11 protein-coding genes are annotated in these 12,889 nt (G+C 41.5%); 9 read left to right on the forward strand and 2 right to left on the reverse strand.

Annotated features, from left to right (window positions below; genetic code table 11):
* Positions 1-3 precede the first annotated feature (3 nt).
* From P2W73_RS00685 to P2W73_RS00725, 9 genes are all read left to right on the forward strand, one after another.
* Positions 4-1,041: an IPT/TIG domain-containing protein gene (locus P2W73_RS00685; protein WP_276500043.1), complete on the forward strand. Its 1,038-nt coding sequence runs from the start codon at positions 4-6 to the stop codon at positions 1,039-1,041.
* Between the two features lie 324 nt (positions 1,042-1,365).
* The gene (locus P2W73_RS00690; RefSeq protein ID WP_276500044.1) at positions 1,366-3,222 is read left to right on the forward strand and encodes a sodium:solute symporter family protein; all 1,857 of its coding nucleotides are present in this window, start codon (positions 1,366-1,368) and stop codon (positions 3,220-3,222) included.
* Between the two features lie 19 nt (positions 3,223-3,241).
* Positions 3,242-4,453 carry a glycoside hydrolase family 130 protein gene (locus P2W73_RS00695; protein ID WP_276500045.1) on the forward strand — a complete coding sequence of 404 codons (1,212 nt, stop codon included), beginning with the start codon at positions 3,242-3,244 and terminating at the stop codon, positions 4,451-4,453.
* Positions 4,454-4,467: 14 nt separating this feature from the next.
* Entirely contained in the window at positions 4,468-5,670 is a 1,203-nt protein-coding gene (locus P2W73_RS00700) for an AGE family epimerase/isomerase (protein ID WP_276500046.1), read from the forward strand.
* A gap of 14 nt (positions 5,671-5,684) precedes the next feature.
* Positions 5,685-7,430, forward strand: coding sequence for an alpha-L-arabinofuranosidase (locus P2W73_RS00705; protein WP_276500047.1), 1,746 nt, complete (start codon positions 5,685-5,687; stop codon positions 7,428-7,430).
* 32 nt (positions 7,431-7,462) lie between these two features.
* Positions 7,463-8,128: an SGNH/GDSL hydrolase family protein gene (locus P2W73_RS00710; RefSeq protein WP_276500048.1), complete on the forward strand. Its 666-nt coding sequence runs from the start codon at positions 7,463-7,465 to the stop codon at positions 8,126-8,128.
* 86 nt (positions 8,129-8,214) lie between these two features.
* Entirely contained in the window at positions 8,215-8,685 is a 471-nt protein-coding gene (locus P2W73_RS00715; protein WP_276500049.1) for an SGNH/GDSL hydrolase family protein, read from the forward strand.
* A gap of 199 nt (positions 8,686-8,884) precedes the next feature.
* Complete coding sequence (mgrA, locus tag P2W73_RS00720; RefSeq protein WP_276500050.1) at positions 8,885-9,883, forward strand: L-glyceraldehyde 3-phosphate reductase; 999 nt, start codon at positions 8,885-8,887, stop codon at positions 9,881-9,883.
* Positions 9,884-9,905: 22 nt separating this feature from the next.
* A complete protein-coding gene (locus P2W73_RS00725; protein WP_276500051.1) occupies positions 9,906-11,030 on the forward strand; it encodes a glycoside hydrolase family 26 protein in 1,125 nt (374 codons plus the stop codon).
* A 267-nt stretch (positions 11,031-11,297) separates the two neighbouring features.
* On the opposite strand, the gene P2W73_RS00730 is transcribed toward P2W73_RS00725, so the two are convergent.
* On the reverse strand, positions 11,298-11,444 hold the full coding sequence (locus P2W73_RS00730) for a hypothetical protein (protein ID WP_276500052.1): 147 nt from the start codon (positions 11,442-11,444) through the stop codon (positions 11,298-11,300).
* A 156-nt stretch (positions 11,445-11,600) separates the two neighbouring features.
* Positions 11,601-12,842 (reverse strand): ATP-dependent Clp protease ATP-binding subunit ClpX, encoded by a 1,242-nt coding sequence (gene clpX, locus P2W73_RS00735; protein ID WP_276500053.1) that lies wholly within the window; start codon positions 12,840-12,842, stop codon positions 11,601-11,603.
* Positions 12,843-12,889 lie beyond the last annotated feature (47 nt).

Genomic DNA, 12,889 nt, shown 5'->3' on the forward strand with positions numbered 1-12,889 from the left:
ATTATGAGGAATATATTTTTTAATAAAGCATCATTGCTGTTCGTCCTCCTGGCGGCGACGGTATTATTGATTAGTTCATGTGAAAAGGATGGAGATGGCAGTCCCGGTTACAAAGCAGGCAATCCAATAGCCACAAATGGTATTAAACCCGATTCAGGTTCAGGCGGCGCCGTGCTGACACTGGTTGGTTCGGGGCTTGGAGAAATGCGGAGCATTGTCTTTAGTAATAAGAATGTGCCAGCTCCCTTTCAAACAACACTGAATACGGAAACATCTTTGGTATTCCGGGTACCCGATACTGCATTTGGCGGGCCACAAAATATCATTTTCACTAACAGCGAAGGAAAAACCTTAACGGTTCCTTTCCGGGTATTGGCTTATCCTGTTGTGTCAACAGTTTTTCCAACTGATTTTGAAGCTGGCTCCACTGTTACTTTAACGGGAAGCAACCTGGATGATGTGACCAATGTAGTAATTGATGGCACCACTGATGCAGCAACGATCGTCTCCCAAACAAGAAGTGAGTTGGTGATTATCATGCCTGCTTCTAATGTTGACAGGGGCTTTCTCAAAATAACGAATGCCACAGGTTCGATAGTGGCTTCCCAGGAGTTTATTAATGTAGCTAAAGCAATACCTGTTTTCAATGATGCATTGCAAAGTGGTTTTCAAAGCTGGAGCTGGGGCGGAAACTTTGATGCATCTACTGATGATAAAATAACTGGTACCAGTTCAATGAAAGCAGCCTATGATCCGGCCGGTTCCTGGGGCGGTATGCAACTAGGCGGGGGTTCGATTAACCTGGCCGGCCTTAAATATTTTACCTTTTGGGCCAAAGGCACTGATGTAGACAAGAACGTTCAGTTCTGGCTCAACTGGCAGAACCAGAAAGTGGTTACCATACCAGCAAATAAATGGACTTATTTTAAATATGCGCTGGCTACTGAGTTTCCTGGCACCACGACAGTTGACAATGTTACGTTTCAGATCCAGGGAGATGGTAAAACCATTTATTTTGACAACATCATGTTCATTAAGTAACAAATTTGATTGATCAGTTATTTGAAAAGGTCCGGTTTCATTTCCAATGTTTTTAAAGGTGGATGAGCCGGACTTATTAATCAAATGCAGAGAGAAAAACATCAGGAGAGTTTGAACTTTATGTTCCCATAAAGACCATGCATCGGCCGATGATTGCAAACGATTTTATCAAAACGAGCGAACACTAAGATCTTTTAAAAAAAAGATATACGAATGATTCATTAATAAGCAGTGATCGTTGAAGTAAGAGGTCTGCGGGTTGATTTTTCTTTCTGCAGCCTCTTTTTAAGAGAAATTGCTCATCTTGGTCGGAAAAAACAAACAATGAGATTAGGCTGGATAGACATTAGCATGGTGCTGGCATACCTTATCACAATGATCCTTGTAGGTTGGTATTATCGTAAGAAAGCAAGGTTGAATAAGGAGAGTTATTTGCTGGGAAGCAAAAGCCTTCCCTGGTATAAACTTGGTTTAAGTGATGCCAGCGATATGTTTGATATCAGCGGCACTATGTGGATGGTGGCTCTTTGTTTTGTGTATGGATTAAAAAGCATTTGGATTCCTTGGTTATGGCCAGTGTTTAACCAGGTGTTCATGATGATGTTTTTGAGCAAATGGTTACGGCGCAGCAACGCCAACACCGGCGCTGAATGGTTGCAGACAAGGTTTGGAGTGGAAGGCAAAGGTGTGCGGGGCTCCCATATCATCGTCATTGCCTTTGCGCTGATCAGCTGCCTTGGTTTTTTGGCTTATGGTTTTGTTGGGCTTGGCAAATTTATGCAGGTGTTCATACCATGGGATGTGGTGAAGGGTTATGTGCCTTTTGATATAGCCGGCAAATATGTTCCGCATTTTTATGGTATTGTATTCACCCTGTTTGCCATGTTCTATTCCATCATTGGTGGTATGCATAGCATTGTAACGGGCGATGTGATCAAGTACATGATAATGACCCTTGCCTGTATTGCCATAGCCTGTATTGCGATGATGCATTTACAGGGTAAGCCGTTGGACGTTCCCCCGGGATGGAGTGATCCTTTTTTTAGTTGGAAGCTAGACCTTGACTGGACGGCGATAGCTGCAGATGCTAATAAAAAAATTGCCTCAGATGGCTTCAGTTTATTTGGAGCTTTTTTTATGATGATGTTATTCAAAGGTGTGTTTGCATCCTTAGCCGGGCCGGCACCTAATTATGATATGCAAAAAATATTGAGTACAAGAAGCCCAAAGGAGGCAAGTAAGATGACGGGTTTTGTCAGTATTATATTGTTGCCGATAAGATATTCTATGGTGATAGGATTGACTGTGCTGGCATTGTTGTATTACAACCAGCTTTACCTGAAAGGACCAGATGGCATCACTGATTTTGAACGGGTGTTGCCAGCTACGATCAATACTTTTTTGCCTGTTGGTGTTCTTGGGTTGGTGCTTACAGGTTTGCTGGGAGCTTTTATGGGAACCTTTAGCGGTACATTAAATGCGGCACAGGCTTATATTATCAATGACATTTATCTTAAGTATGTGAATCCAAATGCCGGAACAAGAAGGGTGATCACCATGAATTATATCGTGGGGATCGTGGTGGTAGCGGTAGGAATCTTCTTTGGTTTTATGACGGATAATGTAAATGCTATCCTGCAATGGATCGTCGGTGGTTTATATGGTGGCTATGTGGCAGCTAATTGTTTAAAATGGTATTGGTGGCGCTTCAATGCAAATGGTTTTTTCTGGGGAATGGCAACGGGGATAGTTGGCGCATTGATCATGCCTTATGCTATTGAGTGGGGCTTGCAAAAAGGATATATCACCCAGGGCTTGCCTTTGTATTGGTGGCCGGTTCTTTTCATTTTATCACTGCTCGGCTGCTTTATCGGTACTTACACCGCTCCGCCAACAGAAACCGGGGTATTGAAAACATTTTATAAAACAGTAAGGCCATGGGGTTTTTGGAAACCCGTGAATGAACTGGTGATAGCAGATGATCCGGCATTTCAACCAAATAAACGTTTCAAGCTGGATATGTTCAATGTGGTATTGGGAATTATTGCCCAATGTTGCCTGACGATATTGCCTATGTATATCGTGCTGTGGATGAAACTACCCTTGCTGATTACAATAGTTATTTTGACCATTATTGTTATTATACTAAAAAGAACATGGTGGAATAAGTTGGAAGATTAGAGAATTTAAAATTTAAGTGATGCATAAGAAATTTGTCAAACGATTGCAACAACTAGAGCTGGCGCATGATGAACTGTTGAAAAAAACAAACGAAACAGTAGAGGAGAGCAACGGCATAGTTCAACGTTATAAGAATCCGGTATTAACCGCAAAGCATACTCCTTTATTTTGGCGCTACGACCTGGATGAGCAAAGAAACCCTTACCTGATGGAACGTTTTGGTATTAATGCGGTATTGAATGCAGGCGCCATCAAGTTTAACGACAAATACCTTGTGGTAGCAAGAGTTGAAGGAAATGACCGGAAATCCTTTTTTGCTATTGCCCAAAGCGATAATGGTATTGACAATTTTCAATTTTGGGAATATCCTGTGGTGATGCCTGAAACAGGTGATCCGGATACCAATGTGTACGACATGCGCCTGGTGCAACATGAAGATGGTTGGATCTACGGATTGTTTTGTACTGAGCGAAGGGATCCCAATGCATCACTGGCTGATCAATCTGCGGCCATTGCACAATGTGGAATAGCCCGGACAAAGAATCTTAAGAACTGGGAGCGGTTAGATGACCTCATTACCAGGTCACCACAGCAACGAAATGTGGTATTGCATCCTGAATTTGTAAATGGAAATTATGGATTTTATACCCGGCCACAGGATGGATTCATCAATGCAGGTAGTGGTGGCGGTATTGGGTTTGGTGTAAGCAATTCCATTACCCACGCAATAGTCGAAGATGAAATGATCGTCGACAGAAAAATATATCATACCGTCTATGAATTGAAGAATGGTTTGGGGCCTGCGCCGATCAAAACAAAATATGGATGGCTTCACCTGGCCCATGGTGTACGAAACACGGCAGCAGGATTACGCTATGTACTGTATTTATTTATGACCGATCTTCATGATCTTGCGAAAGTCATTTATCAGCCTGCCGGTTATTTTATGGCGCCGGAAGGTGAGGAAAGGATAGGAGATGTTTCGAATGTATTATTCAGTAATGGCTGGATACTGGATGATGACGGTACTGTCTTCATTTACTATGCATCTTCAGACACCCGTTTGCACGTAGCAACCTCTACTCTTGATAAACTATTAGACTATGTGATGAATACACCGGCAGACGGATTCCGTTCAGCTACATCTGTTCAAACACTGATTGGCATCATTGAAAAAAATAGGCGGGACAATAACATATCGAAGGAGAAAGTATTTTCATCAATACTGTGATAAGAAGGAGGCCAATGATAAATAACACGTCTGCAAGCCTGACCCAATTGAAGGAGGAACTCCGGCAGGAATTAGACAATATTCTTCAGTTCTGGAAGGATCATGCGATTGATGAAAGTTTCGGTGGATTTTATGGCAGAGTAGATAACGACAACCGTGTCGACACAGATGCGCCGAAGGGACTGGTACTAAATGCCCGGATTCTCTGGACATTCTCTGCTGCATTCAATTTTACGCAGGAAAAAAAATGGCTGACGATTGCAGACAGGGCATTTCGATTTCTTATGCAATATTTCCATGATCCTGTATACGGCGGTTTTTATTGGTCCGTTGATAAAGCCGGAGCCATAGTTGAGAGCAGAAAGCAAGTATATGGAATCGCTTTTTGTATCTATGCTTTTGCCGGGTATTACAAGGCGGCAGAAAATAATGATGCACTGCAACATGCGAAAAATTGTTATCATTTACTCGAACAGTATAGTTTCGATTTTGGCAAAGGCGGCTACCTGGAGGCATTTACACATGACTGGCAACCTATCCGGGATCTTCGGTTGAGCAACAAGGATGCAAATGAAAAAAAAACGATGAACACTCATTTGCATGTACTGGAAGCATATACCAATTTATACCGCGTATGGAAAGATCCAGGCTTAGAAAAAAGTATTGAGCTGCTACTGGAAAATTTTATAGACCACATTATTGATCACAGCTCAGGTCATTTGCAATTATTTTTTGATGAAGACTGGTGCAATAAGGGAGATATTATTTCCTATGGACACGATATAGAAGCAGCCTGGTTATTATTAGAATCCGCTGAAGTGATTGCTAGCAAAAGTTTTGTTGAAAAAATAAAAAAGATTTCCTTTCAGTTGGCCCATGCTGCCGAAGAGGGCCTGGATAAAGATGGTGGTCTATGGTATGAAATTGAGGATGGGGTAATGGTAAAACAAAAGCACTCATGGCCGCAGGCAGAGGCAATGATAGGTTTTTTCAATGCCTGGCAGATTAGCGGTGATAAAAGGTACCTTCAACATGTATTTAGAAGCTGGCAATTTATTCAACGGCATATTCTGGATAAAGAACGGGGTGAATGGTTTTGGGGCGTGAATGCGGATTATAGCATAATGGAAAAGCAGGATAAAATAGGTTTTTGGAAGTGCCCTTATCATAACTCAAGGGCATGCATAGAGATTATCAAAAGAGTTCAATCTAAATAGTCAGCCGTAATAACATGAAAAAATTATTGTCCCTTCACCTCCCTGTGATTATTGTCATAGTAATATCCGGCAGTTGCAAGAAAAGTAAAACGACGGAAACACCACCGCCTTCTCCACCCGTAGTACCCGGCGATACGGTCATTGTTCCGGGTACAGATCCGGCTATTGCGAATACAATTGGTTTTTTTCTTGATGATTGGCAACCTAAAAGTTTTGCAGCGCCGTCATACGTTGAATCTTCTGTCGCCGCCAGTGCTGATAACACCGTAACCGTTGATGCCACTTCTATCATCACCAAAATTCCACTATCCGAATTTGGACAAAATGCCGTGTGGTGGATGGGGCCTGTCGCCAATGAGCCAAAGTTTATTGATCCTGTTACCAAATTACATCCTATTATTATTCGCTTTCCGGGAGGCAGCACCAGCGATGTTTATTTTTGGAATGCGCAACAGGGAACCACACCGGCCGATGCACCCGCTATGATAACTGATGAGTTCGGCGTTAAAAAAAATCCATCTTATATCTATGGAAAGTCAAATTTAAACTGGCAGTGCAACCTGGATAATTACTATTCCATGTTGCAGCAAACAAATAACAAAGGGATCATCACGATTAATTATGGCTATGCCCGGTATGGCACCAGCAATGATCCCGTAGCCACTGCAGCACATCTTGCGGCCGACTGGGTTCGCTATGATAATGGGCGGACAAAATTGTGGGAGATAGGCAATGAAAATTTTGGAAGCTGGGAATGGGGGTACCGCATCGATCCGGCTTTAAACAAAGATGGGCAGCCCGAATTTGTCACTGGAGCTTTATATGCACAGCATTTTAAAGTGTTTGCCGATTCCATGCGCAAAGCGGCAATGGAAGTAGGCAGCACCATACATATTGGTGCGGTGGTATTTGACAACCCCGCCACCGAGGCGTGGCAGACCAATACAACCAAAACATGGAATACCGGAGTGATATCAGGTGTGAAGAATATCGCTGATTTTTATGTGGTTCATAATTATTTTACTCCATACAATGAAAATTCGAATGCTTCTGTGATCTTTTCATCGGCATTATCGGTGCCATCAACGCAAATTAGTTTTCTGACACAGGCACTGCAGGCCAATGGGGCCACTATCAAACCGATCGTCATGGATGAATGGAACATGTGGGCAAAAGATTCAAAGCAACAGGTGTCAAATGCCAGTGGTGTTTTTGCAGTGTTGGTGTTGGGTGAAGCGATAAAAAATAAATACGGTATGGCTGCCCGCTGGGATTTGATAAATGGATGGAACAATGGAGATGATCATGGCCTTTTTAGTCCCGGTGATGAACCAGGAATCAGTAAGTGGAGTCCACGTCCCAGTTTTTACTATACGTATTTTTTTCAAAAAATGTTAGGCGATAGAATGGTGAATTCTTCGGTAACGGGAAGCAGTAATATCAACGCTTATGCTTCTACTTATTCATCAGGTGAATTGAATGTAACATTGGTAAATACATCATCCTCTCCATTGAATGTAGAAGTAAAAATGAAAAATTTTTATAGCGGCAAACAATTTTATTGGTATACGCTTGAAGGAAGTAATGACAATGGTGAGTTCTCCCGGAAGGTATTGGTAAATGGGGCAGGGCCTGCTTTTGATGCCGGCGGACCTGCTGATTATGCTACGCTCAAAGCCCGGTCAGCACTTACAGCAAATGGAATAAAAGTTTCCATACCTGCCCGTGGTGCGGTTATAATGGCCATTGACAAAAAATAATGCTGTAAATTTCACTGATCAAACAAAAGAACATGAAAAAATTACTCATCCTTCCATTTTTACTGATTTTGATTTCTATGTACACGGTTAAAAAAACAAAGATTGTTTTCTTCGGTGATTCCATTACGCAGGCCGGTGTAAAAAAAGGTGGCTATATCGATCGTATTCAAAAGTCAATTGACGATGCTAAACTTACGGCTAACTATGAGCTGATAGGTGCAGGTATTGGTGGCAATAAAGTGTATGATCTTTATTTACGGATGGATGATGATGTGCTGGCCAAAGACCCGCAGGTGGTCGTTGTCTATGTCGGCATCAATGATGTCTGGCACAAAACAACTTCCGGCACGGGTACGGATAAGGATAAGTATGAAAAATTCTATATTGCCCTTATAAAAAAATTGCAGGCGAAAAATATAAAAGTGGCGCTGTGCACGCCGACTGTTATTGGTGAAAAGAAAGATAATGCAAATCCCCAGGATGCAGACCTGAACGCCTACTCCGATGTGATTCGCAAATTAGCGACTTCCTATAATTGTACATTGATAGATCTGCGCAAAGCATTCCAGGATTACGAACAAGCGAATAATGGAGACAATAAAGAGTCTGGCTTACTAACCACTGACCGGGTGCATCTGACAGATGCCGGTAATCAGCTGGTGGCCGACGAGATGACCAGGGCTTTAGCTATTCGATAATTTGGCGAATGAGCTCTAACAATCTGTATTCCTATAAATTTTTATATCCCTACATCTTCCTTTAGGCAACCAAAATGATTTTGCAAATGATCAAGCTCACACTAACAAAAAAGCAATTCGTCGTGTATGCCTTGGGCCTGATCTGCCTGTTCTTTCAGCAGTTAGCACATGGTCAGAACTCAACTCGTTACAAACTGGAGAATGATGGGGTATTGATCTATCCTGATCCGCGTTTTATCGGTCTTATACATAGTTGCTGCAATATGAATGTAATCATGCCGCAGGATAAGATTAGTATTCGCAACGATACGATAACCTGGAATTTTAGCCGCTATCAACCGGATGTAGTGACCATTTGCCTTGGGCAAAATGACGGAGTACAGGACTCCGCTTTGTTTGTCAGCAATTATGTTAGTTTTCTTGATCAGTTGAGACTGCATTACCCGGATGCAGCTTTTATTTGTCTTACCAGCCCGATGGCTGATGGAGAATTAAAACGATATATGAAAAAGACCATTAAAACTACAGTCGGTATTCAGCATAAAAAAAGGGGATAAAAAAGTTTATTTTTTTTCTTTTTCGAAGCAATACCATAATGGTTGCGACGGGCATCCCGATCTTACTAAGCATAAGCTTATAGCCGGAGAATTGATGAGTTTTGTCAAAAGAGTAATGAAATGGTAAATCTTCAACAAAATCAGTTGATATTTGAATGGATATTTTTTTTAATCAAAGCCTAATCACTACAATTATTTTATGTATAACCCTTCATCAACGCGTTATGATAGTATGCAATACAACCGCTGTGGTAAAAGCGGTTTAAAACTACCTGCTATTTCATTAGGCCTGTGGCACAATTTCGGCTCGGTAGATGTGTATGAAAACGGAAAACAAATAATCCGGCGGGCTTTCGACAGGGGCATTACTCATTTTGATCTGGCGAATAATTATGGCCCGGCTCCCGGCTCGGCAGAAGAAAATTTCGGAAAAATATTGAAACAAGATTTCTCCGGCAATCTCCGTGATGAGTTGATCATCTCAACAAAGGCTGGTTATTTGATGTGGCCCGGTCCTTATGGTGAATGGGGTTCGAGGAAATATTTATTGTCAAGCCTTGATCAGAGCCTGAAGAGAATGCAAATAGACTACGTTGATATTTTCTACTCCCATCGTCCCGATCCTGATACACCTTTAGAAGAAACGATGATGGCATTGGATACAGCCGTTCGCAGTGGCCGGGCATTGTACGCAGGTATTTCCAATTACCAGGCGCCTGAGGCCAAAAAGGCTATTGAAATCCTGAAACAATTGGGAACGCCTTGTTTAATTCACCAACCAAAATATTCAATGTTTGAAAGGTGGGTTGAAGGCGGTTTGCTGGATATACTGGAGCAGTATGGAGTAGGGTGCATTCCATTTTCGCCTTTGGCGCAGGGTATGCTGACTGATAAATATCTGAAGGGTATACCAACTGATTCAAGGGCTGCGAAAGCTCATGGTTTTTTACAAACATCAGAACTAACGGATACACGGTTGCAACAAATCAGGGAGCTAAATGAAATAGCTAAACAAAGAAATCAGTCGCTGGCTCAAATGGCGCTGGCATGGCTGTTGAAAGACAAACGGGTAACTACAGTATTGATTGGTGCGAGTTCTGTTGCCCAGTTGGATAATAACATTGATGCGTTGAATAATCTGTCATTTAGCAATGACGAATTAACAGCAATTGAAAACGTTCTGCAGAAAAAGGGATGAGGACATTAGCTAAGGAGACTATATGAAGCAAGTTCTTATTTATTTTTTATTGTTGATATCAGTAGCCGGGGTTGGCCAAAATAAAAAGCTGATTGATCAAACGGCCACAAATGAAACAAAAGCATTATTCCGGAATCTTGATAAACTATCACAAAGCCACATTCTCTTTGGTCACCAACATGCAACGGAATACGGTCATGGCTGGTCGGGTGATGCAGACAGATCGGATGTAAAATCAGTTACGGGTTCTCATCCGGCCGTGATCGGTGTCGACTTTAGTGGCCTTTCCGGCAGGTCTGAAAGCGAGATTGAAAACAACAAATCAGCATTAAGAAAAAATATCGCAGATACTTACAACCGGGGAGGCATTACCACTATTTCCTGGCATTTCTCCAATCCAGTATCACCTGGAGACTTTTATTGGAAAGACAGTGTCTCAGCCCCGGCAGTGAAATACATCATACCGGGTGGCTCACATCATGACAAATACAAAGCAATACTTAGCACTATTGGAAGTTTTGTAAAATCAATAAAGGGGAGGGATGGTAAGATGGTGCCAATGATTTTCCGTCCCTATCATGAGTTTGACGGCGATTGGTTTTGGTGGGGCAGGAGCCATTGTACCACAGAAGAGTTTAAGCGGCTTTGGAGGTTTACCGTTTCTTATTTAAGAGATAGTATGGGTGTGCATAATTTCATTTATGCGTTTTCTCCCGATAATCTGTTTATTACGGAAGAACAATTTTTAGAACGATATCCTGGTGATGAATGGGTAGATATGGTAGGCATGGATAACTATGGCGACTTTGGAAGGGATGGAAAATATAATGTGGAGGCCGGATTGACGAAATTAAAAATTGTTTCAGCGTATGCTATCAAAGCCGGCAAACTCGCAGCTTTTACTGAAACGGGCCTGGAGTCTATACCCAATGCAACCTGGTGGACCAATATTTTGCTGAAAACAGTAAAGTCAGAAAACCTGAAACTAGCTTATGTGCTGGTTTGGAGAAATGATACAAGAAGCCCTACTCATTACTATGCGCCATTTCCCGGCCATACCAGTGAAGCCGATTTTATTAAGTTTTACAACGATCCATTTACGCTCTTCGAAAAAGATTTGGGAAATATCTATTCTATTAAAAAGTGATTAGCTATGTTTAGTGTGAGTATATTTTCTATAAATCGAAAAGAGTTTTCACTTAAACGCCGTAGCGTTTTTCAGGCGTGTATTATCTTTTCATTTTTATATTAAAATAATTATCATTGCTCTACAAATCAATAGTTATGAAAACCCGATACTTCTTTTGGAGCCTGATCCTGATAATTTTTTTAGAATCCTGCAGCAGGGCAATGACTCCTTTTGAAGCTGCCAATCACCCCCGTGGTAGAAAATGCCGCAATATTCGCTAGGCAATTAATCTTGTCCAAAAAGACTACCAACAGCACCTTCCAGCATTGGGAATTTTTCTACAACAAAATTTTTAATAGCTGCAATGGCTTTTTGCGCCTGCTCGTCTGTAAGTCCTGCTTCGGCTTTTAGTCTATCTATCAGTTCCTGCATGGTAAAAAGTTTAAAAGTTTTAAAAGTTCCACAAGTTAAGAAAAGCAAAACCGTTTGTTTTATTGAAATTATTTTTAGTTGTCTTATAATGTAAAAAGGTTTCAGAATTAGAAAACTTCTGAAACCTTTTTAACCTATTAAACATTTTGAACCTTTTTACGCCACTTTCAACAGGCTCAATTTGCTCTTATCAAACTTATGTTTGGCATAGTCAAGATCGAGAGCAAAATGTGTTTGCCTTGACGATGGCAATTCAAACATGGCATCAGTAAGGATACCTTCACAGATGCTTCTCAATCCTCTTGCGCCCAATTTATATTCCAATGCTTTTTCAACCATGAAATCCAACACATCTTCTTCAATTGTCAATTTAATTCCTTCCAATTCGAACAACCGGGTATATTGTTTAACCAATGCATTTTTTGGTTGAGTGAGAATGGCGCGGAGTGTCGGTGCATCCAGGGGATCGAGGTGTGTCGCAACAGGTAAGCGGCCGAGCAGTTCCGGAATTAATCCAAATGCTTTTAAATCCTGTGCATTGACATATCGCAACAGGTTTTTCTTCATGCTCTCCTGTTGTTCCTTGTCTACATTAAATCCGATCGTGTTTGTTTGCACCCGGCGGGCAATGATCTTATCAATACCACCAAAAGCCCCACCGCAGACAAACAATATATTTTGTGTGTTGATCTTTATAAGTTTTTGTTCAGGGTGCTTACGACCACCTTGTGGCGGAACCAGTACATCTGTTCCTTCTAATAGTTTCAGCATTCCCTGTTGTACTCCTTCTCCGCTTACATCACGGGTGATAGAAGGATTATCGCCTTTGCGGGCAATTTTATCTATTTCGTCAATATATACAATACCACGTTCAGCTGCAGCTACATCATAGTTGCATACCTGCAACAATCTTGTCAGGATACTTTCTACATCCTCACCCACATAACCTGCTTCAGTAAATACAGTTGCGTCCACAATGGCAAAAGGAACGTTCAACATGCGGGCAATGCTCTTTGCGAGCAATGTTTTACCGGTTCCTGTTTCACCTACCATGATGATATTACTCTTTTCGATTTCTACGTCATTACCACCAACCGTGTCGCCTTTTTGTTGCAGGCGTTTATAGTGATTATAAACCGCTACTGCTAAAACCTTTTTAGCTTCATCCTGGCCTATTACATATTCATCCAGGAACTTTTTGATTTCTAAAGGTTTCTTTATCGTGAGTTTGAACGAAGAAGAAGTTTTATCATCCTTAACCATCAGTTCCTGCTCGATGATCTCTCTTGCATGCTCTACACAATTCTCACAAATATGTCCCTCCTGGCCGGCGATCAGAATTTTTACTTCGTCACGACTACGTCCACAAAATGAACAATGTAAAATGTTTTTTGCCATGTTTTATCCTGGAATTATCCCGCTTTTTCTTTATCAACGATACAAAA

Source organism: Terrimonas pollutisoli (assembly GCF_029360765.1).
Lineage (GTDB): Bacteria > Bacteroidota > Bacteroidia > Chitinophagales > Chitinophagaceae > Terrimonas_B > Terrimonas_B pollutisoli.

Coding starts and splice junctions, on each gene's coding strand:
- P2W73_RS00685 (WP_276500043.1), top strand. CDS start 4: ATGAGGAATATATTTTTTAATAAAGCATCATTGCTGTTCGTCCTCCTG.
- P2W73_RS00690 (WP_276500044.1), top strand. CDS start 1,366: ATGAGATTAGGCTGGATAGACATTAGCATGGTGCTGGCATACCTTATC.
- P2W73_RS00695 (WP_276500045.1), top strand. CDS start 3,242: ATGCATAAGAAATTTGTCAAACGATTGCAACAACTAGAGCTGGCGCAT.
- P2W73_RS00700 (WP_276500046.1), top strand. CDS start 4,468: ATGATAAATAACACGTCTGCAAGCCTGACCCAATTGAAGGAGGAACTC.
- P2W73_RS00705 (WP_276500047.1), top strand. CDS start 5,685: ATGAAAAAATTATTGTCCCTTCACCTCCCTGTGATTATTGTCATAGTA.
- P2W73_RS00710 (WP_276500048.1), top strand. CDS start 7,463: ATGAAAAAATTACTCATCCTTCCATTTTTACTGATTTTGATTTCTATG.
- P2W73_RS00715 (WP_276500049.1), top strand. CDS start 8,215: ATGATCAAGCTCACACTAACAAAAAAGCAATTCGTCGTGTATGCCTTG.
- mgrA (WP_276500050.1), top strand. CDS start 8,885: ATGTATAACCCTTCATCAACGCGTTATGATAGTATGCAATACAACCGC.
- P2W73_RS00725 (WP_276500051.1), top strand. CDS start 9,906: ATGAAGCAAGTTCTTATTTATTTTTTATTGTTGATATCAGTAGCCGGG.
- P2W73_RS00730 (WP_276500052.1), bottom strand. CDS start 11,444: ATGCAGGAACTGATAGATAGACTAAAAGCCGAAGCAGGACTTACAGAC.
- clpX (WP_276500053.1), bottom strand. CDS start 12,842: ATGGCAAAAAACATTTTACATTGTTCATTTTGTGGACGTAGTCGTGAC.